This is a genomic window from Pseudomonas sp. zjy_15, assembly GCF_043101865.1.
Classification (GTDB): domain Bacteria; phylum Pseudomonadota; class Gammaproteobacteria; order Pseudomonadales; family Pseudomonadaceae; genus Aquipseudomonas; species Aquipseudomonas putida_Y.
The window spans coordinates 1-18,029 of the sequence record NZ_JBICII010000028.1 but is presented as its reverse complement, the minus strand read 5'-3'; the positions used below and the strand labels follow the sequence as shown (position 1 = coordinate 18,029).

Annotated in this window: 16 protein-coding genes and 1 tRNA gene; 6 read left to right on the top strand and 11 right to left on the bottom strand. The window is 61.0% G+C overall.

Features of this window, described 5'->3' with window-relative positions; translation table 11 throughout:
• Nucleotides 1–11 precede the first annotated feature (11 nt).
• The gene (locus ACF8EF_RS04130) at nucleotides 12–278 is read left to right on the top strand and encodes a hypothetical protein (RefSeq protein WP_176682654.1); all 267 of its coding nucleotides are present in this window, start codon (nucleotides 12–14) and stop codon (nucleotides 276–278) included.
• Here the strand turns inward: ACF8EF_RS04130 and ACF8EF_RS04125 are convergent, their stop codons facing one another.
• The 6 genes from ACF8EF_RS04125 to bglX all read right to left on the bottom strand — a co-directional run bounded on the left by ACF8EF_RS04125 (nucleotide 279) and on the right by bglX (nucleotide 8,711).
• Nucleotides 279–884, bottom strand: coding sequence for a flavin reductase family protein (locus tag ACF8EF_RS04125; RefSeq protein WP_010952506.1), 606 nt, complete (start codon nucleotides 882–884; stop codon nucleotides 279–281). It lies immediately after the preceding gene.
• A gap of 119 nt (nucleotides 885–1,003) precedes the next feature.
• Entirely contained in the window at nucleotides 1,004–1,330 is a 327-nt protein-coding gene (locus ACF8EF_RS04120; protein ID WP_209963741.1) for a hypothetical protein, read from the bottom strand.
• 300 nt (nucleotides 1,331–1,630) lie between these two features.
• Complete coding sequence (locus ACF8EF_RS04115) at nucleotides 1,631–2,950, bottom strand: MFS transporter (protein WP_176682656.1); 1,320 nt, start codon at nucleotides 2,948–2,950, stop codon at nucleotides 1,631–1,633.
• A 253-nt stretch (nucleotides 2,951–3,203) separates the two neighbouring features.
• Nucleotides 3,204–4,538, bottom strand: coding sequence for a sigma-54-dependent transcriptional regulator (locus ACF8EF_RS04110; protein WP_392460425.1), 1,335 nt, complete (start codon nucleotides 4,536–4,538; stop codon nucleotides 3,204–3,206).
• Nucleotides 4,532–6,289: an ATP-binding protein gene (locus ACF8EF_RS04105; RefSeq protein WP_392460424.1), complete on the bottom strand. Its 1,758-nt coding sequence runs from the start codon at nucleotides 6,287–6,289 to the stop codon at nucleotides 4,532–4,534. Before ACF8EF_RS04105 ends, ACF8EF_RS04110 begins: the two co-directional genes overlap by 7 nt.
• 130 nt (nucleotides 6,290–6,419) lie before the next feature.
• On the bottom strand, nucleotides 6,420–8,711 hold the full coding sequence (gene bglX / locus ACF8EF_RS04100) for a beta-glucosidase BglX (RefSeq protein ID WP_176682659.1): 2,292 nt from the start codon (nucleotides 8,709–8,711) through the stop codon (nucleotides 6,420–6,422).
• Nucleotides 8,712–8,897: 186 nt separating this feature from the next.
• Between bglX and ACF8EF_RS04095 the strand changes: the two genes are divergently transcribed.
• Both ACF8EF_RS04095 and ACF8EF_RS04090 read left to right on the top strand, forming a co-directional pair.
• Nucleotides 8,898–9,515 carry a TPM domain-containing protein gene (locus ACF8EF_RS04095; protein WP_176682660.1) on the top strand — a complete coding sequence of 206 codons (618 nt, stop codon included), beginning with the start codon at nucleotides 8,898–8,900 and terminating at the stop codon, nucleotides 9,513–9,515.
• 88 nt (nucleotides 9,516–9,603) lie between these two features.
• Nucleotides 9,604–10,818, top strand: a complete 1,215-nt coding sequence (locus ACF8EF_RS04090) for an SAM-dependent methyltransferase (protein ID WP_176682661.1) — start codon at nucleotides 9,604–9,606, stop codon at nucleotides 10,816–10,818.
• A gap of 33 nt (nucleotides 10,819–10,851) precedes the next feature.
• Here the strand turns inward: ACF8EF_RS04090 and ACF8EF_RS04085 are convergent, their stop codons facing one another.
• From ACF8EF_RS04085 to phaG, 4 genes are all read right to left on the bottom strand, one after another.
• Nucleotides 10,852–11,862: a DUF4917 family protein gene (locus ACF8EF_RS04085; RefSeq protein WP_392460423.1), complete on the bottom strand. Its 1,011-nt coding sequence runs from the start codon at nucleotides 11,860–11,862 to the stop codon at nucleotides 10,852–10,854.
• Nucleotides 11,863–12,066: 204 nt separating this feature from the next.
• The gene (locus ACF8EF_RS04080) at nucleotides 12,067–13,773 is read right to left on the bottom strand and encodes a SulP family inorganic anion transporter (protein ID WP_176682663.1); all 1,707 of its coding nucleotides are present in this window, start codon (nucleotides 13,771–13,773) and stop codon (nucleotides 12,067–12,069) included.
• Nucleotides 13,774–13,983: 210 nt separating this feature from the next.
• A tRNA-Gly gene (locus ACF8EF_RS04075) sits at nucleotides 13,984–14,057 on the bottom strand.
• Nucleotides 14,058–14,168: 111 nt separating this feature from the next.
• A complete protein-coding gene (gene phaG, locus ACF8EF_RS04070) occupies nucleotides 14,169–15,056 on the bottom strand; it encodes a (R)-3-hydroxydecanoyl-ACP:CoA transacylase (RefSeq protein ID WP_176682664.1) in 888 nt (295 codons plus the stop codon).
• A 538-nt stretch (nucleotides 15,057–15,594) separates the two neighbouring features.
• Here phaG and ACF8EF_RS04065 point away from each other — a divergent pair.
• The 3 genes from ACF8EF_RS04065 to ACF8EF_RS04055 all read left to right on the top strand — a co-directional run bounded on the left by ACF8EF_RS04065 (nucleotide 15,595) and on the right by ACF8EF_RS04055 (nucleotide 17,397).
• A complete protein-coding gene (locus ACF8EF_RS04065) occupies nucleotides 15,595–15,888 on the top strand; it encodes a type II toxin-antitoxin system HigB family toxin (RefSeq protein ID WP_392461666.1) in 294 nt (97 codons plus the stop codon).
• A complete protein-coding gene (locus ACF8EF_RS04060; protein WP_392461668.1) occupies nucleotides 15,888–16,112 on the top strand; it encodes a transcriptional regulator in 225 nt (74 codons plus the stop codon). Before ACF8EF_RS04065 ends, ACF8EF_RS04060 begins: the two co-directional genes overlap by 1 nt.
• A 211-nt stretch (nucleotides 16,113–16,323) precedes the next feature.
• Entirely contained in the window at nucleotides 16,324–17,397 is a 1,074-nt protein-coding gene (locus ACF8EF_RS04055) for a PIN domain-containing protein (RefSeq protein WP_392528998.1), read from the top strand.
• A gap of 118 nt (nucleotides 17,398–17,515) precedes the next feature.
• Here the strand turns inward: ACF8EF_RS04055 and ACF8EF_RS04050 are convergent.
• On the bottom strand, nucleotides 17,516–18,029 hold a 514-nt coding region (locus tag ACF8EF_RS04050), incomplete at its 5' end, for a hypothetical protein (RefSeq protein WP_392461672.1).

The following is an 18,029-nucleotide window of genomic DNA, read 5'->3' as shown; positions in this document are numbered from 1 at the left end:
GATGAGGTAAAGTGACGCCCTTGTTCAATCACGCGGACAGCAACATGGCACGTAGGGAATTCACTCATTTCGAAGCGGTATCGGCGATGGTGCCGGTGGAAGGTGGCGGCTACAACGCAGCCATCGCGGTCAAAGCCTTGGGTATGGGCGGCGCACCGCGCTTTCACAAGGTTCTCGACGGGCAGGTGTTCAAGGGCGCCGTGGCCGCCGACGAAGCGGCCACCGCCGAGCTGCAACGCCTGCAGGGCGTCAGCGAAGAGGGTGAGCTGATCTGGTGATCAGGCCGGTGGCCGGGCCATCTTGAACAGGTTGCCCAGCTCGAAATAATCCGCCGGGCCACCCCCCCGCAGAATAGGCTCGGCGGCAGCGGTATCGTAGATGCCGTTGTTCAGCAGGTGTTCGGCAATGTGCACCGCCACCACTTCCCCGAGGATAAGCCAGCTGGGCACCTGTTCCTGGTCGGCGCGCTTGAGCTGGACGATCTGGCTGACCTTGCACTCGAAGGCTACCGGCGTTTCACCCACGCGCGGCACCTTGACGATGCTCGACGGTGCGGCAGTGAGGCCGCTCAATTCGAATTCGTTTACTTCGGCAGCAACCGGTGCGCAGCTCAGGTTCATTTGCTCGGCCAGGGGGCGGGTGGCCAGGTTCCAGACGAACTCACCGGTCTGCTCGATGTTGTTCAGGCTGTCTTTGCGCCCGACGCTGCAGAAACCGATGATCGGCGGGATGTAGTTGAACGCATTGAAGAAGCTGTAAGGCGCCAGGTTCAGGCGGCCTTCGCGGTCCTGAGAGGAGATCCAGCCGATCGGGCGGGGACCGACGATGGCATTGAACGGGTCGTGCGGCAGGCCGTGGCCTTTGGCGGGTTCGTAGTAATACATCTGTGCTGGCCTTGTTGGCCCTACCTCCTGGTGGACAAGGTGCCTAGTGTGCCAAGCCTGAGCTCGCGTGCAAATGATCAAGCCCGGCCGAAGCCGGGCTGGGTGCTCGCAATCAGGTATCAGCTGATGCGGTGCGCGTTGGTGCGGTTGAAGCCATCTTCGGCAAAACGTTGGCCGCCGGTGCGATCAAAGCCGTCTTCGGCGAAGCGTTGGCCGCCGGTGCGATCGAAGCCGTCTTCGGCGAAGCGTTGGCCGCCGGTGCGGTCGAAGCCATCTTCGGCGAAGCGTTGGCCACCGGTGCGATCGAAGCCGTCTTCAGCGTAGCTGGCGGGCTGGGTTTGAGCCGCGGCAAAGGTGTGAGCGTCGGTCCGGTCGAAGCCATCTTCGGCGAAGGCGCCAGCTGCGAAAACCGAGAGGGCCAGGGTAAGGATCAGTTTGTTTTTCATGGTCGTTGCTCCAGGGGTTTGTGAGTTGTTTGTTTCTATGGGTTTAATCCTACGCCGAATAATTTGATTAAAAAGCGCAAAAAACAGCGCTTAATAATCTATTTATTCGATGTGTTTGGGCGCGTATGTCGTGCTTCAGGCCGCAAGCCTGGCTAGGGAGCGTCCTTGCGGGCGCCAACGTTCTGCCAGCCATTGCAGCTTGATGAGGTGGAATTAATAGGGCGTTAAGAAGGAAAAGTCTGAATAGAAAAGGGGCGCTCCATGCAATGGAGCGCCCCTTTTAGTACTGCCAGGCCAGCGTTACTCAGTGGTAATCCGCGAGTGCTGCTTGGTGTCTTTCATGGTCGCGTAGACCAGCAGCGAGCAGGCGATACAGGCGGTGACGTACCAGTAGAAGCCGCTCTCCATCCCAGCGCTCTTGAACCACAGGGCCACATATTCGGCGGTGCCACCGAAGATCGACACGGTCAGGGCATACGGCAGGCCCACGCCCAGGGCGCGAATCTCGGTAGGGAACAGCTCGGCTTTGACCACGGCGTTGATCGAGGTATAGCCGCTTACGATGATCAGCGCTGCCATGATCAGGAAGAACGCACCCCACCAGCTCTGGATGGTGTGCAGGGTGCTGAGGATAGGGACGGTGAACAGGGTGCCGAGCACACCGAAGGCGATCAGGATTGGACGGCGGCCGATCTTGTCGGAGAGACCACCGATCACCGGCTGCAGGCACATGAACAGGAACAGCGTGGCGGCCGAGATGGTGGTCGAGTCACTGATGCTCATGCCTACGGTGTTGACCAGGTACTTCTGCATGTAGGTGGTATAGGTGTAGAAGGCCAGGGTACCGCCCATGGTCAGACCGACGACGGTCATCAGTTCCTTGGGGTGACGCAGCAGGGTGCGCATCAGGCTTTCCTTGGCCTTTTCCTTCTTGGTGAACGAGGCGGTTTCTTCCATGCCGCGACGCAGGTACAGGGCCACCACCGCGCACAGCGCACCGATCACGAACGGCACGCGCCAGCCCCAGGCGTACAACTGCTCGGTGGTCAGGGTCTGTTGCAGGACGATCAGTACCGCCAGGGCGATGAGCTGGCCGGAGATCAGGGTCACGTACTGGAAGCTGGAGAAGAAACCACGGCGCTCCTTGCTGGCCATTTCGCTGAGGTAGGTGGCCGAGGTGCCGTATTCACCACCCACCGACAGGCCCTGCAGCAGGCGCGCGATGACCAGCAGGACAGGTGCGGCGACGCCGATGGTTTCGTAACCCGGGGTCAGGGCGATGACCAGCGAGCCGGCGCACATGAGCAGGACCGACGCCATCAGCGCGGCCTTGCGGCCCTTGCGGTCGGCGTACAGGCCCATCAGCCAGCCACCGATCGGGCGCATGAGGAAGCCCACGGCGAAGATCGCGGCGGTATTGAGCAGTTGTGCGGTGGAGTCGCCGGCCGGGAAGAAGGCCTTGGCGAAGTACAGCGAGAATGCGGCGTAGACGTACCAGTCGTACCATTCGACCATGTTGCCGATGGACCCGCTGAAAATCGACTTCAAGCGGCTGGCGGTGGTTTTTTCTGCGGCAGGCGCGGTGGCCGCCCCGGCGGGCAGGGAGGTGGCGTTATCCATCAGGGATACCTTCTCGTTGTTTTTGTGGAGCGCGCCGTGGCGCAGCTTGCCAAGGCAATTGCAGAAGGTGTGCCAAATGGGTGCGGGCTGATTCATTTGAGGGCATCAAATACCCCAAGCCGGCACAGTAGTGGGCCTTGCGCCGCCCTATGCAGGCGCGGGCCTGACCGCGAAGGGCTGCAAAGCAGTCCGAAATCTCGATGTGATGAGCAGTTTTTCGCCTACCAGGTCCTGGTCATAAGCGGATTTCCGCTCATGCCTGCCCAATAAAATCCTCGCGCACCAGCCCATGCCGTTGCATCTTCTCGTTAAGCGTGCGCCGCGGCAGTTGCAACGCCTCCATCACCGACTTGATCTCGCCCCTATGCTGACGCAAGGCCGCACGCAGGCATTGCGCCTCGAATGCTTCCATTTGCTCGCCCAGCGACTGCCCGGCAGGTGCAACCTCGATGTTTGGCGAACCCAGCCCCAACGCATGCCGCTCCGCCGCATTGGCCAGCTCACGCACGTTGCCAGGCCAGTCATGTGACAGCAGCTGCGCCAGCTGTGCACCCGATAGCGGCGGGGCAGCGCGACCAAGCTTTTCACCGGCAGCACGGGCAAAGTGTTCGAACAGCAGCGGAATATCCTCCCGCCGCTCGCGCAGCGGTGCCAGGCGCAATTCGGCCACATTCAGGCGGTAGGCCAGGTCTTCGCGGAAGCGCCCGGCACGAGCCTCCCCGAGCAGGTCGGGCTTGGTCGCCGCAATGATGCGCAGGTCCACGCTGATGCTCTGGTTGGCCCCCAGGCGCTCCAACTTCTGCTCCTGAATCACCCGCAACAGCTTGGCTTGTTGGGCCAGTGGCATGCTCTCGATTTCGTCGAGGAACACGGTGCCACCGTTGGCGTACTCCAGCTTGCCGATCCGTTTACCCTGGGCGCCCGTGAAGGCACCGCTCTCATGGCCGAACAGTTCGGCCTCGAACAGCGATTCGGGGATGGCCGCGCAGTTAAGGGCTACAAAGGGCTTGGCGGCGCGAGGACCAAAGTCGTGCAGGCAGCGGGCCACCCGCTCCTTGCCACTGCCGGTTTCACCGCGGATCAGTACGTTTACCGGCAGGCTGGCCAGGTCCAGGACTTGCCGGCGCAGCTGTTGCAGGCCCTGGGACATGCCCAGCAGCGTGACTTCCAGGCGTGACTTGAGGTCGGCCTGCTCGTGGAGCCGGCGGTTCTCCAGCACCAGCTGGCGCTTTTCCAGGGCGCGACGCAGGCTGCCCAGCAAGTCTTGCGGCGTGAAGGGTTTTTCCAGGAAGTCATAGGCCCCGCTGCGCATGGCTTCTACCGCCATCGGTACATCACCGTGACCGGTCAGCAGAATCACGGGCAGGTCGGGGTCGTTCGCTTGCAGGCGTTCGAGCAATTGCAGGCCATCCATACCCGGCATGCGCACATCGCTGATGATCACCCCAGGGAAGTGCTGCGGCAGGTGCGCCAGGCACTCTTCGGCGCGAGCGAACAACTGCACGCTGAAGCCTGACAGGCTCAGCCATTGCTCGACAGCAGTGCGGATACTGGCTTCATCATCGACGACGATCACCGAATTCAACATACAGGCTCCAGGTCACGGGGCAGGGTAAGGCTCAGGCGCGCGCCGCCAGGCAGGTTTTCGGCCCGCAGCTGGCCGCCGGCCTCATGGACGATGCCGTAAGAAATGGCCAGGCCCAGCCCTAGCCCTTCCCCCACCGGTTTGGTGGTGAAGAACGGGTCGAAGATCTTGGGCAGGTCGGCTTCGGCAATGCCGCCACCCGAGTCGAGCACGCTCAGGCGCCATAGCTCTCCGTCGGGTTCGATGCGGATCTCCAGGCGTTTGTAGCGCTTGTCGATCATCGCGTCGAGTGCATTGTGCAGGAGGTTTATCAGCACCTGCTCCAGGCGTATGGCATCGCCGCGTACCCAGGCCGGGCGTGCCAGGTACAGAGCCACCTCCACTTCCTCGCTGCGAATGCGCGCTTCCAGCAGGTGCAAGGCCTGATCGACCACGGTTGCCAGGTCGAGGCGTTCGCGCAGGCCCATCGGGCTGTTGCGGGCAAAGGTTTTCAGGTGGCTGGTCAGCGCTGCCATGCGCGTGAGCATCTGTTCCAGCGGCTCCAGCGCTTGCCGTGCTTCGTCGTGGCGACCATGGTCAAGCAGCAGGCGCAGCGTCTCCAACTGCATACGTTGGGTGGTCAGCGGTTGGTTGATTTCGTGGGCCATGGCCGCCGACATCTGCCCAAGTGCGGCCAGCTTGGCTGATTGCACCAGGCCTTCCTGGGCAGTGCGCAGCTCGCGGGTGCGCTCCTCGACCTGGCGTTCGAGTTCTTGCCGGCTGCGCTGGCGCAGGCGTGCCAGGCGCAGGCGTTGGCTGACGAAAAGGACGGCGAACACCAGGCTCAGCCAGACGGCGGCGGCGCCAAGCGCGGCATTACGGCCGTCGGCAGCGACCTGCGGTTTGCGCAGCAGGTGCAAGGTCCAGTTTTCGCCTTCCAGCGGCAGGCTTTCCCACAAGTACTCGGTGCTACCCTCGGGGCCTTGCACGCGGCTAAGGGTGCTGTAGGGGGCAAACCGCGTCAGCACCTGATGCTGGAGCGGCACCAGCGGTTGCTTGTCGTACTGACGGGTTTCGGCCAGCTCGGCACGGTCGGCACCACTGAGCGGCTGAAGCTCGCGGTAGCGCCAGCCATCCTGGTTTGCAATGAAAGTAATACCGCGGGCGTCGCTGACCAACAGGATATCGTTGCCCTGTCGCCACTCGCGTTCCAGCTCGGGGAATTCCAGCTTCACCACCATGGCGCCAAGGAAGCGGCCGTGCTCGTCGTTCACCGCGCTGGCGAGAAAGTAGCCCGGCACGCCACTGGTCACGCCCACGGCATAGAAGCGGCCACTGCCCTGGCTGCGGGTTTGCTTGAAGTAGGGACGGAAACCGTAGTTGGAGCCGACGTAGCTGCTGGGCAGCCGCCAATTGCTGGCGGCAATGGCCAGGCCGGTGCGGTCGAGCAGTTCGAGGGTGGAGGAATTGGCGGCGCCATTGATACGTTCGAGCTTGTGGTTCAGGGCGTTCTGAACGCCTTCATCGATCGGGCCGCGCAAGGCTGCGATCAGCTCCGGGTCTAGCGCCAGCACGGCGGGGAGGGCGCGGTAGCGCTCGATCAGGGTGTGCAGTGCGTTGGCGTACAGGCCCAGTTGCTGGCTGGCACGCTTGGCGTCGTCTTCCATGGCCTGGCGCTTGGCCTGGTGCATGGCCCAACCGGCGCTGAGTGCGGTACCCAGCACGATCAGCAGGGTGATCAGCCCCAGACGCAGGGCGCGAAAGGAAAAGGGCATTGGGGGCGGATCCGGTGGTGGGATATCGGGGCCGGCCTCTTCGCGGGTAAACCCGCTCCTACAGGTACTCTGCAGCACCTGCAGGAGCGGGTTTAGCCGCGAAAAGGCCGGAACAGGCGGCCATTTTCAGTCAAAGCAATTCGAAGCTCTGCTGCTGCACCGCCTGGGAATCCAGCCCTACCTGGACATTGAACTCCCCAGGTTCGGCAACCCGCTGCAACTGGCCATTGTAGAACTTCAGGTCGTCCTCGCTGATGCGGAAGGTCAACGTGCGGGTTTCACCAGGTTCAAGCATCAGCTTCTGGAAGTTTTTCAGCTCTTTCACCGGGCGGCTCATCGACGCCGACACATCCTGCAGGTACAGCTGCACCACCGTCTCGCCTGCAACCTTGCCGGTGTTCTTGACCGTTACCTTGGCTTCCAGCGTATCGCCGCGCTTGAGATCCTTGCCCGACAGGTTCAGGCCCGACAGCTCGAAGCTGCTGTAGCTCAAGCCATAGCCGAACGGATAAAGGGGCCCGTTGGGTTCTTCGAAGTATTGCGAGGTGTAGTTGCCCGGCTTGCCCGGCGTGAACGGCCGGCCGATGCGAGTGTGGTTGTAGTACATCGGGATCTGCCCCACCGACCGAGGGAAGGTAATGGCCAGCTTGCCGGAGGGGTTGTAGTCGCCAAACAGCACGTCGGCGATGGCATTGCCGCCTTCGGTGCCGGCGAACCAGGTTTCCAGGATGGCGTCGGCCTGCTCGCGCTCCCAGCTGATCGACAGCGGACGGCCGTTCATCAGCACCAGCACCAGCGGTTTGCCGGTGGCCTTGAGCGCCTTGATCAGCTCGCGCTGGCTGGCCGGGATCTCCAGGGTGGTACGGCTCGACGACTCATGGGACATGCCGCGGGACTCGCCAACTACAGCGACCACGACGTCGGATTGCTTCGCCGCCTTGACTGCTTCATCGATCAGCACGGCAGGCGGGCGTGGGTCGTCGACGATTTCCGGGGCATCGAAGTTGAGGAAGTTCAGGTAATCGAGGATCGCCTTGTCGCCCGTGACGTTGGAACCTTTGGCGTAGACCAGCTTGGCCTTGCCATCCACGGCGCGGCGCAAGCCCTCGCGCACGGTCACGGAGTGGACGGGTTTACCGTCGGCGGCCCAGCTGCCCATCATGTCGATCGGGGCATCGGCCAGCGGGCCGACCAAGGCAATGGTGCCGGCCTTTTTCAGCGGCAGGGTCTGGTTGCGGTTTTCCAGCAGCACCAGGCTGCGGCGTGCCACGTCACGCGCAGCTTCGCGGTGCAGGCGGTCGTTGCCGTAGTAGTCCTTCAGGTCGGTTTCGGCTTTGCCGATGCGCACGTATGGGTCCTTGAACAGGCCCATGTCGTACTTGGCACCCAGCACCTCACGTACCGCCTGGTCCAGTTCGCGCTGGCTCACTTCGCCGGACTTCAGCAGGCCCGGCAGCTCCTCGCCGTACAGGGTATCGTTCATGCTCATGTCGATGCCGGCCTTGATCGCCAGCTTGGCGGCTTCACGGCCATCACGGGCGACGCCGTGGCGAATCAGCTCTTGGATGGCGCCGTGGTCGCTGATGGTCACGCCCTTGAAGCCCCACTCCTTGCGCAGCAAGTCGTTCATCAGCCAGGTGTTGGAGGTGGCTGGTACGCCGTTGATCGAGTTCAGCGCGACCATCACGCCACCGGCGCCCGCATCGAGCGCGGCGCGATAGGGTGGCAGGTAGTCGTTGTACATTTTCGGCAGGCTCATATCGACCGTGTTGTAGTCGCGCCCGCCTTCCACTGCGCCGTACAAGGCGAAATGCTTGACGATGGCCATGATGCTGTCGGGGTTGGCCGGGCTGCTGCCCTGGAACGAGCGCACCATTACCTGGCCGATTTTCGAAGTCAGGTAGGTGTCTTCGCCGAAACCTTCACTGGTGCGGCCCCAGCGCGGGTCACGGGCGATATCCACCATTGGCGCGAACGTCATGTCCAGGGCGTCGGCCGAGGCTTCGATCGCCGCGGTGCGGCCGACCTTGGCGACGGCCTCCATGTCCCAGGTGGCGGCCATGCCCAGGCCGATCGGGAAGATGGTGCGCTCGCCGTGGACGGTGTCGTAGGCGAAGAACATCGGGATTTTCAGGCGGCTTCGCATGGCCGCGTCCTGCATCGGTCGGTTTTCGGGGGCTGTGCGAGAGTTGAAGGTGCCACCGATGCGGCCGGCGGCGATTTCCTCGCGGATCTTGTCGCGGGGCATCTCCGGGCCGATGCTGATCAGGCGCAACTGGCCGATTTTCTCGGCTTCGGTCATCTGGCTGATCAGATGCTCGATGAATGCCTGCTTGTCCTGCAGGGGCGGCGCGGAGGGGGCGGCGAGGGCCGCCTGACTGGCAAGGCCCATGGCCAGGCCCAGCAAAGACAGTTTCATCATCAATTCCGTTATGGGGCCGCTGCCGTATCCACCGTGATACGTGCGCGACCGAAGTTTTCAGGCGGCTATTGTTGTACGATTTGCGGGCAATTCTTCCAGCGGCGGATTATGCCTGAATATATCGCCTGCGGATGAAGCCCCGAATGCCGGGATAACAACTATAAGAACGCTCAAGAGACCGACGGCATGACGCCCTTCGACGAATACCATCAGCGGCAGATTGCCGAAGCCATAGCCCGTGCCGAACGGCGTACCGATGCCGAACTGGTGACGGTGCTGGCCCGCCGTGCCGACGACTACGCCTATTGGCCGTTGCTCTGCGCCGCTGTGCTGGCGCTGTCCGTACCGGGTCTGTTGCACTGGCTGCTGGCTTGGCCCAGCGTGCGTGGTGTGCTGCTGGGCAACGTGCTGTTGTTCGTCGGTCTGTGCCTGCTGCTGCGCAACGCGCGCCTGGCCGACTGGCTGATCCCCCGTGCCTTGCGCCGCTGGCGAGCCTCACGCCTGGCCCGCCAGCAGTTTCGCGAGCAGAACCTGCAGCGCACAGCAGGCGCCACGGGCGTGCTGATTTTCGTCAGCGAGGCGGAGCGGCATGTGGAAATCTTGGTCGATCGGGGTATCGAACACTGCCTGGATGCCGAGGCCCGCGCGGCCATCGGTGCCCGCTTGGCCGAGCAGGTGCGCCAGGGCCGTACCTTGCAGGGCTTTGTCGAGTGCATCGAGGCGTGTGGCGAGCTGCTTAGCCGGCACGTGCCGCCAACCCATGCCCGCAACGAGTTGCCCAACCGCTTGGTGATTCTCGACTGAAGGAGCACCAGCGTTTCTGGAGAGCGCTCCCACAGGGTGCTTGGGGCACGTTAGAATAGGCGTTCCGCTACCCAAGGCCCCCTTTTTCATGCCCGCCAGTACTTCTGCCTCTTCCGCGCCGGATGCGCGCGCTCAGTTTCTCGACCTGCTGAACGCCGCCCTGCACGGCGAAACCCTGGTCAAACTGGTGCTGGCGCGCCATGTCGGTGCCGACCAGACCTTGCAACGGATCATTGCCAAGCCGCTGCAGGTCAAGGGCCAGCCGTGCCTGTCGCTGGTCTACCGCCACCAGACCCGTGACATCACCCGCAACCTGCCGCTGGACCAGGCTCAGGTGCTGGTTTCCGAACTGCTGCCGGACAGCTTCCGCAATGCTCACCTGTTCGATGCTGACGGCGAAGTGCAGCTGACCTTCAGCAAGAAGGGCAAGCCGATGCTCCAGCGCCACGGTGCCCAGGCGCCGCGCGTGGCCGACGCGGGCAGTGGGCATGACCGCGAGAAGAAGCGTTATCTGGAGCTGTCGCGGCCGTTTCTGCGCGACCTCGGTGTGACCGATGCACAAGGCGCACTGATCCCGTCCATGTCGCGCAAGTGGAAGCAGATCAACAAATTCATCGAGGTGTTCGACCACGCCCTGGCCAGCGCCCCGGTGCCGGCCGAGCAGGCACTGCGGGTGGCCGACTTCGGCTCGGGCAAGGGCTACCTGACCTTTGCCATGCACGATTACCTGCGCAACAGCCTGGGCCGTGACGCACAGGTGACAGGCGTGGAACTGCGCAAGGATATGGTCGACCTGTGCAACACCGCGGCCGCACGCCTGGACCACCCGGGCCTGGAGTTCCAGTGTGGTGACGTACGCAGCGTGGTACCTGAGGCCATCGAGGTGATGATCGCCTTGCATGCCTGTGACATCGCCACCGACTACGCCATCCACACCGGCATCCGCTGCAACGCCGCAATCATCATGTGCTCGCCGTGCTGCCACAAACAGATCCGCCCGCAACTGCACAGCCCGGGGTTGCTGCAACCCATGCTGCAGTACGGCCTGCACCTGGGCCAGCAGGCCGAAATGCTCACCGACAGCCTGCGCGCACTGTATCTGGAAGCCTGTGGCTATGAAACCAAGGTGTTCGAGTTCATCTCGCTGGAGCACACCAACAAGAACAAGATGATTCTTGCGGTGAAGCGGCGCCAGGCGGGGGATAACGGGGCGTTGCTGGAGAAGATTGCCCAGCTCAAGGCGTTCTATGGGGTGCAGGAGCATTGCCTGGAAACATTGTTGCGGGCGGATGGGTTGCTCTGACGCCACCCACCGGCATGCCTGCAGGGGACGCTGTCAGCGCCGAGCAGAGGGCACTTCGACAGCCAATGCTGCCTGCCCCAACGGATGGGTGCTGGCATCGAAGAAATGCAGCGCCGTCCCCGGCAAATCCCCGAAACGATCTGCAAAATGCTGCTTCTGATTGATCACCGACGCCTCGCCTAGCGGCCGAATGGCAATGGACAGCTTTTGCGGACGGGCTTGGCGCACAGCGTCGAGCAGGTGCCGGTCACTGCTGTCCAGGTGCTGCCCGAACAGGCATAGCCCCTGGCTTTCCCCTGCCAGCTGCCCCAGACACCAGCTCAGATAGTCCGAGTTGCGGATGGCGCGCAGTTTCTCGTCGCTGCGGTCTTCGTTGACGAACAGCGGTACTTCACCCGGGATGTTCACGGCAAACCCATCGAGCAGTTCGGCACTTTCAGCGCTGCGCTGGCGGGTGGTGCCGTCGGGCAGCTTGAGCAGGTGCAGGCCGCCGTGCAGGTGCAGCACCCGGGTGCCTTCGCTGCCGGTGCGTCGAACGTCGAAATAGCCTTGTTCGTCGAACAGTTCGGCGAAGCCATTCGGGGCGTGCTGCACGGCCCATGGCAGCAGCAGGTCGTAGTTGCTGGTGTAGACGCTTCGATAGCCGCGCAGCGCCTGATTGAGGGTTGTCAGTGTCGCCTTCGGCATCAGCGGCCAGGGCAGATGCACCGTGCGCACGGCGTGGATCAACGCTTCCTTGATCGAGTAGTAGCGGTTCAGCGGCGCGGTGGAGTTGATGGCCAGGGCGGCATTGGTACGCACGGTGGTGTTGAGGGCGCTGAGCACCGGCTCGAACAGTTCCGTGGCCAGGGACTTGAACAGTGCCTGGTCACTGACCGCCAGGCCTTTCTTGCGGCCCGCGCGTTGCGCTTGCTCGAACAGCGAGAAGTAGCCGAACGGCTTCCATACTGCGCGGCTGGCGCCGTTGCCCAGCAGCAGGGCGTCGCAGGGGTGGCGGGCGGCGAGTTCTGGCCAGGGGGTAAGGGTGGCATCGAGTGCGGGCATGCTGGGTCCGTTGGGTGGTGCGGGGAACGGGGCGACTTTAGCATGTCATGCGAGGTGTGCGAGGGTTGGTGTCAAGGCGATGGTTTTGGGTTGTCTGGGCTGGCCCTTTCGCGGGTAAACCCGCTCCTACAAGTCCATGTAGGAGCGGGTTTACCCGCGAAAGGGCCAGCACAGTCGCAGCACGTTGAACAGGATGAAAGCCGCTCAACCCTGTTCGGTCACTTGCACACTGCGGTTTCGGTTGCGCCACACGCGGTACGCGCGAATTCCCGCGCGGACCGAGCCGAATAGCAGTTTGTCTTCCATGTCCCGCGCCATCCCCGAGCGCACCAGCATGCGCAGGAAGGTGCCTCGGGCGCGGGCGATGGCGAAGAAGATGCCTTGGGCCGCCAGGGTGTCGCGCACTTCGCGCAGGGCGGCCATGCCGCTGACATCGATGCTGGTTACCGCTTCGGCATCGAACAGCACGGCTTTAGGCTGGTCCTGGCTTTGCACGGCTTCCAGCAGGCGCATCTTGAAGTAGTCGGCATTGAAGAACAGGATGGCGTCGTCGAAGCGGTACACCACCAGGCCAGGCACGGTGCGGGCGTCCTTGAACTTGCGGATGTCCACCTGGCCTTCGGTGCCCGGCAGCCAGCCCAGTACGGCATCGGTGGGCTGGTAGATGCTGTAAAGCAGGCGCAGGATCGCCAGGGTCACGGCAAACACGATGCCGGGCAGCACGCCCAGGCCCAGTACGCCCGCCGTGGTCAGCAGGCACAGCCAGAACTCGAAGCGGCTAAGGCGCCGGATGTGCCCCAGCGACTTGATGTCGATCAGCCCCCAGCCAGCCATCAGCAACACGGCGCCCAGCGCAGCCTGCGGGATCCACGCCATGGGCGCGGTGAAGAACAGCAGAATCAGGGCGATGACCAGTGCAGCGATGATGCCCACCAGCTGGCTTTTGCCACCAACCATGTCGTTGACTGCCGTGCGCGAGTCGGCGCCGCTGATGGCAAAACCCTGGGAAACCCCGGCCGCCAGGTTGCTCACGCCCAGGGCGACGAATTCGTGGTTGGCGTTGATCGCATAGCCATGCCGGGCGGCAAAGCTGCGTGCGGTAAGCATGGCGCTACAGAAGCTGACGGTGGCGATACCCAGGGCGTCGCGCAGCAGGCTCTTCATTTCTGCCAGGTTGCTGTGTGGCCAGGCCAGTTGCGGGATGCCTGCAGGTACCGGCCCAAGGACGGCGACGCCGAAGCGGTCGAGGCCGAACAGGCCAACCAGCAGCATGAACAGCGCCACTACCGTGAGGGCGGCGGGCAGGCGCGGGTAGCGCCGTGGCAGCCAGATGAGCAGGCCCAGGGCGGCCAGGCCGATGATCAATGTGACCCAGTGAATTTCCCCCAGGCGCTGGAAGAAGTTGATCAGGCTGAGGATGAAACCGTCGCCCTCGATCTTGAAGCCCACCACCTTGGACAGCTGCCCGGCGATCAGGCTCAGGCCGATACCGTTGAGGTAGCCGATCAGGATCGGCCGCGAGAAAAAGCTGGCGATGAACCCGGCCCGCGCCAGGCCGGCGGCAATCAGCATCACGCCGACCAGCACGGTGACGATCACCGACAGTTCAGCGATGCGCTGCGGGTCGCCCATGGCCAGCGGTGCCACGGCACCGGCGATCATCGCGCAGGTGGCGGCGTCGGGGCCGACCATCAACTGGCGCGAGCTACCGATCAGCGCGTAGACGATCATCGGTAGCACACAGGCGTACAGGCCATATTGCGGCGGCAGCCCGACGATCTGCGCATAGGCAATGGCAATGGGAATCTGGATCGCGGCTACCGACAGGCCAGCTTGCAGGTCGGCGTGGAACCATTCACGGCGGTAGTGCAGCAGGTTGGCAAGGCCCGGTAGCCAGCGGGAGAGAAACATGCGTTGTCCTTTCGAATGGTTTCACGAATCCATTGAGCATATCCGCCACAAGCCGTTTCGCTTGCACGCGCTGAGGCCCGATGCGCATTGAAGCGGATCGGCGGGTAAATGGCCATGGGCCAGATCACGGGAGGGGGGAAAACGAAAAAAGGAGCCAAGGCTCCTTTTGACTGCGATGACGTTGCTGGAACGCCATGCGGGAATGCGATGTGGAGCGGGTAGAGGGAATCGAACCCTCAACTAAAGCTTGGGAAGCTTTCGTTTTGCCACTAAACTATACCCGCATCTGAGCTCGACTTTTTACCAGAACCTTCAGCGAATTAGAAGCCCAAGTTATAAAAAAGCTTGTCGGCGCCCCATGGCTTGCGGGTATTTGCTACAAGGCGCCGAGCCGCTCAGATGGCAAATGCATGCTGCCCCTGTTGCACAGGTTGGTAACGGTGACGGGGTTCACGCACGGTTGGCTTGAGGAACCCCAGCATGACACTGCGGGTGTTCTCGCAGGCGGTCTTGTTCTCCATGTCCAGGAAGTGGCCCGCGTCGCGGATCACGCTGAACTGGCTTCTGCCCACATGCTTGCTGAACTGCCGCGCATCCTCGACTGTGGTGTACTCGTCGCGTTCGCCGTTGATGAACAGTACCGGGATGTTGATATTGCGCGCACCTTGCAGCGCACGTTCCAGGTCGTGCTCCAGCACCTGGTTGATGTGGAAGTGCATCTGTGCGTACTCGTGGCTGTCCAGGCTGCTCACATGGCGGTAGTTGAAGCGCTTGAACAGCGACGGCAAGTGCTTGCCGATGGTGTCATTGACCAGGTTGCCGACCTGATAACGGTCGCAGGCGGCCAGGTACTGGCAGCCACGGTCCAGATAGTCGCGCATCGGCTCGTTGATCACTGGCGAGAACGAACTCACCACTGCCTTCTTCACGTACCGCGGCTGGTGCGCCAGCGCCAGCAGCGTGCTTGCGCCACCCCACGAAAAAGACATCACGTGGTCTGCCTGGAAGTGCTCGATCAGCTCAAGGAGGATATGCGCCTCGGTCTCCTTGCTGATCAGCCGTTCCTGACGGTTGTGCGGTTTGGACTTGCCGGCATACGGCTGGTCGAACAGTACCACGTTGAACTGTGGGTGCAGGTTACGTACCGTCTGGGCGAAAGAGGCCGTGGTGGCCAGCGAGCCGTTGATCAGGATGATCGTGTTTTCGGCCGCATCCGCGCGATAGAACTCCGTGTAAACCCGATACTGACCTTGGATATCAAGTACAGCGATTTCTGGCCTCATGTCATCGACTCCTGGCGCAAAAAGGGTATTCGCGTCACCTAGGGTGCACGTGCTTTATGACAGGTAGGCATTTGCCTGAAGATAAAACCGGGGGCCCTGTGTCGATCCTTGGCACTTGCGTCGACGGTATTGTTTTTGGCGGGCAATTTGCCGTGCCCCAAGGCATCTAGGCCTTGGGTGGCCGGCAAAAAGTGTCATCGACCGCGGGTGTGACCTGGTAGTCACATGCAGCCGCGTGGTTTTCAACCTAAAGCTTTGAAATCACTAGCTTTAGTCCGTCCGTCGTTTTGTGCTTACCACTGCACTTACCACTTAGGTAATGACCATCACGTCATTAGTGAAACCCACGAGTCACGAGCGTAGGCGAAGCTGGCGCGGCTGGGGTGGCTTGGCCGACGAACGGTTGTGATGGGAAGGGTAGCCGCGGGCGTCTGGACGGCGGGTGCCAGGCCTAGGCACCTCTCCCGTCTGTCGCACACCCGGCAAGTGGTGCCACCAAGGGTTAGTATTCCTTCCTATGGACGGGGGTATTCAGTGCATGCACGTGATATCGAAAAAACCGTTGCGGGATTTCTGGGATAAGCACGCGGACGCGAAAAGCCCTCTCGTCGAGTGGCACGCGCGCATGAAAAGGGCGCAGTACGCCACCCATCACGACGTGCAAAAGGACCTGCCCAAGGTCAGCATCCTCAAGGGCGGTCGGGTAGTGTTCAACATCGGTGGTAACAAATACCGGCTGGTGGTGTGTATGGATTACGTCCGGCAGTGGGTGTACGTGAAGTTTGTGGGAACCCACAAAGAATATGATGCGATTGATGCGGAGACGGTGTGATGAATATTAAGGCTGTTCGTAATGACGCCGACCTAGCCGCCGCACTGGCACGGGTTGACCAACTGTGGGGTGCCCCTGTGGATACCCCTGATGGGAATGAGCTTGACCATCTGGTAGCGATGATTGAGAAATACGAAGGTGAGCACTACCCGATGCCGGCCTCAAACCCCGCCGACGCCATAGAGTTCCTGAAGGATCAGCGAGGGGTGAAGTCATCCGCGTAGTGGTTCAGCTTGTGTAACAGGCATTCTATCTGTGAATGCCTGCCATTCGGTATAATCGCCATCTTGGCCATTGCTTAAGACGACCTCTGTTCGACTCGGCATAGGGCCTTTACCCGCCAATCGGTCGAACGCTAGGAAATAACTGGTGGTATCGACTTTTCTGTGCTCTAGTGCGAGGGTGGCGTCTTGAATCTTAAAAGGTAAAGGGAAAATGCCGTTAGTTACACGCAATGTATTCATTGACACGGAATTCTTCGTCAGAGCAAACCTTGACTTCAATTCTAGAACGATAAAATCCTTTGAAGAGTTGTGCGACAGTAATGAGCTGAACCACATCACAACCACTATTGTGGTGAATGAAGTTCGACGAAAAATTATTGATCATATCAAAGGCGCGCTTAAAGGTATCAAGAATTTCCGGCGGAAAGCTGCAGTCCTTAAAGAGTACGATGACGATAATATAAAGAACCTTTTTACTGAAATCAATGAAAATGATTTAGAAGTAAAAGCATTAAAGGCATTTGACGATTTTATTGACGCATCGAGCGCCAATGTCGTTGATATGAGCGGTGTAAATGGCAATGAGATTATTGAGATGTTCTTTAATCAGGCCAGTCCATTTAGCGCCCAAAAACCGAACGAATTCCGTGATGCGTTCTCCCTTCTTGCGATACGCTCTGCCTTGAAAGGGCAGGAAAAGGTATACGTGGTTTCGGGTGACGGTGACCACAAAGCTTTTTGCGAGGCTAATGAGCGATTCGTAAATATTGAAACGCTTAGTGGGTTGCTTGATATTTACAACAAGCACAACGACGAGAGAACTCGGTTCGTCGAGCAATTCTTGGAGCGTAAGAAAGAAGATATAATACAGCAGATAAAATCTCAGTTAGAGGATGCAGATGGCTACAACTCCTCAACATGGGAAGATGCTGAGCTAGATAGTTTTGAAGTTGCTGAAATTGAAGATTTTGAGCCCCAAATAATTCATTTGGACGATGAGAGTTGTCAAATTACATTCGACGTGACTGTAAAGTTTCTTGTGCATGTTAGTGGTCCAGATACTACGACTGGTCACTATGACAAGGAAGATGATGTTTTATACACATTTGACTCGACCGCTCGGCAGGAAGAAGAAGAAAAGAAGTTTTCTGTCGAGCTGGACTTGTCTTTTGAAGCCGATGAAGGCGAGTTCATCAATGATGAGTTTGATTTGCATATAAAAGGCTTGGGGCGTGGTATTGAGTTTGGTGTTGAAGAGTTTCAGTGGGAAGATCCAAGAATGTGATTAGGCCAAGCTGTTGATTTGTTGAGGTCGCCAAGCCCAGTGGCTTGGCCCCGACATTCGTCGGCAGTTAGGCGAACTAACCGTTTTCTGCAGTTCTACCCATTTAGGTCGGGCGCCGCTATAACAGCTCGCTTCCGCGCCTGCTCATGACCGCCCGGCGCCTTTCACCGGCTGAAGGCTGGCGTGGCGCTGGGCGCGGCACCGAAGCGTCTGGCTGCTCGGCCGCTGAGCCGTGGTAGTTCGTGATGTCGCACTCGATGGTATCCCGGACCAGGGCATTGGCAGCCCTTTGTTCGGGAGTGAGACTAAGGTCAGCCGCCCAGCGCTCGCGGGCCGGGTCCAGGCCTTCGGGCTCTGGTGACGGGTTCGGCTGATCGGGCGCCCCCCAGCGGCAGGCAGCCTGGGGCGACATTTCGGGCTCGGGTGCCGGAGTACGACCTGTGACTTCGATCAGCGCCGGTTCCAACGCCTGTTCGCCCTGTGCGTGAATGCCAGCATTCAACGCGAAGGCGACTCTCCGGGCTGCCTCCAATGGGTTGAGGTTGTTGAAATTGAACTGATTGTTCTGCTGCGCGAAGTCGGCGTCATCGCGCTGAGGCGCCGGGAATAGGCGGCTCAGATGCTGGATGAAT

Excerpts from the sequence above, each read along its gene's own strand:
- ACF8EF_RS04090 (WP_176682661.1), top strand. The coding sequence starts at position 9,604 with ATGCCCGCCAGTACTTCTGCCTCTTCCGCGCCGGATGCGCGCGCTCAG.
- ACF8EF_RS04055 (WP_392528998.1), top strand. The coding sequence starts at position 16,324 with ATGCCGTTAGTTACACGCAATGTATTCATTGACACGGAATTCTTCGTC.
- ACF8EF_RS04125 (WP_010952506.1), bottom strand. The coding sequence starts at position 884 with ATGTATTACTACGAACCCGCCAAAGGCCACGGCCTGCCGCACGACCCG.
- ACF8EF_RS04115 (WP_176682656.1), bottom strand. The coding sequence starts at position 2,950 with ATGGATAACGCCACCTCCCTGCCCGCCGGGGCGGCCACCGCGCCTGCC.
- ACF8EF_RS04110 (WP_392460425.1), bottom strand. The coding sequence starts at position 4,538 with ATGTTGAATTCGGTGATCGTCGTCGATGATGAAGCCAGTATCCGCACT.
- ACF8EF_RS04060 (WP_392461668.1), top strand. The coding sequence starts at position 15,888 with ATGAATATTAAGGCTGTTCGTAATGACGCCGACCTAGCCGCCGCACTG.
- ACF8EF_RS04120 (WP_209963741.1), bottom strand. The coding sequence starts at position 1,330 with ATGAAAAACAAACTGATCCTTACCCTGGCCCTCTCGGTTTTCGCAGCT.
- ACF8EF_RS04065 (WP_392461666.1), top strand. The coding sequence starts at position 15,595 with ATGCACGTGATATCGAAAAAACCGTTGCGGGATTTCTGGGATAAGCAC.
- ACF8EF_RS04095 (WP_176682660.1), top strand. The coding sequence starts at position 8,898 with ATGACGCCCTTCGACGAATACCATCAGCGGCAGATTGCCGAAGCCATA.
- bglX (WP_176682659.1), bottom strand. The coding sequence starts at position 8,711 with ATGATGAAACTGTCTTTGCTGGGCCTGGCCATGGGCCTTGCCAGTCAG.
- ACF8EF_RS04105 (WP_392460424.1), bottom strand. The coding sequence starts at position 6,289 with ATGCCCTTTTCCTTTCGCGCCCTGCGTCTGGGGCTGATCACCCTGCTG.
- phaG (WP_176682664.1), bottom strand. The coding sequence starts at position 15,056 with ATGAGGCCAGAAATCGCTGTACTTGATATCCAAGGTCAGTATCGGGTT.
- ACF8EF_RS04080 (WP_176682663.1), bottom strand. The coding sequence starts at position 13,773 with ATGTTTCTCTCCCGCTGGCTACCGGGCCTTGCCAACCTGCTGCACTAC.
- ACF8EF_RS04085 (WP_392460423.1), bottom strand. The coding sequence starts at position 11,862 with ATGCCCGCACTCGATGCCACCCTTACCCCCTGGCCAGAACTCGCCGCC.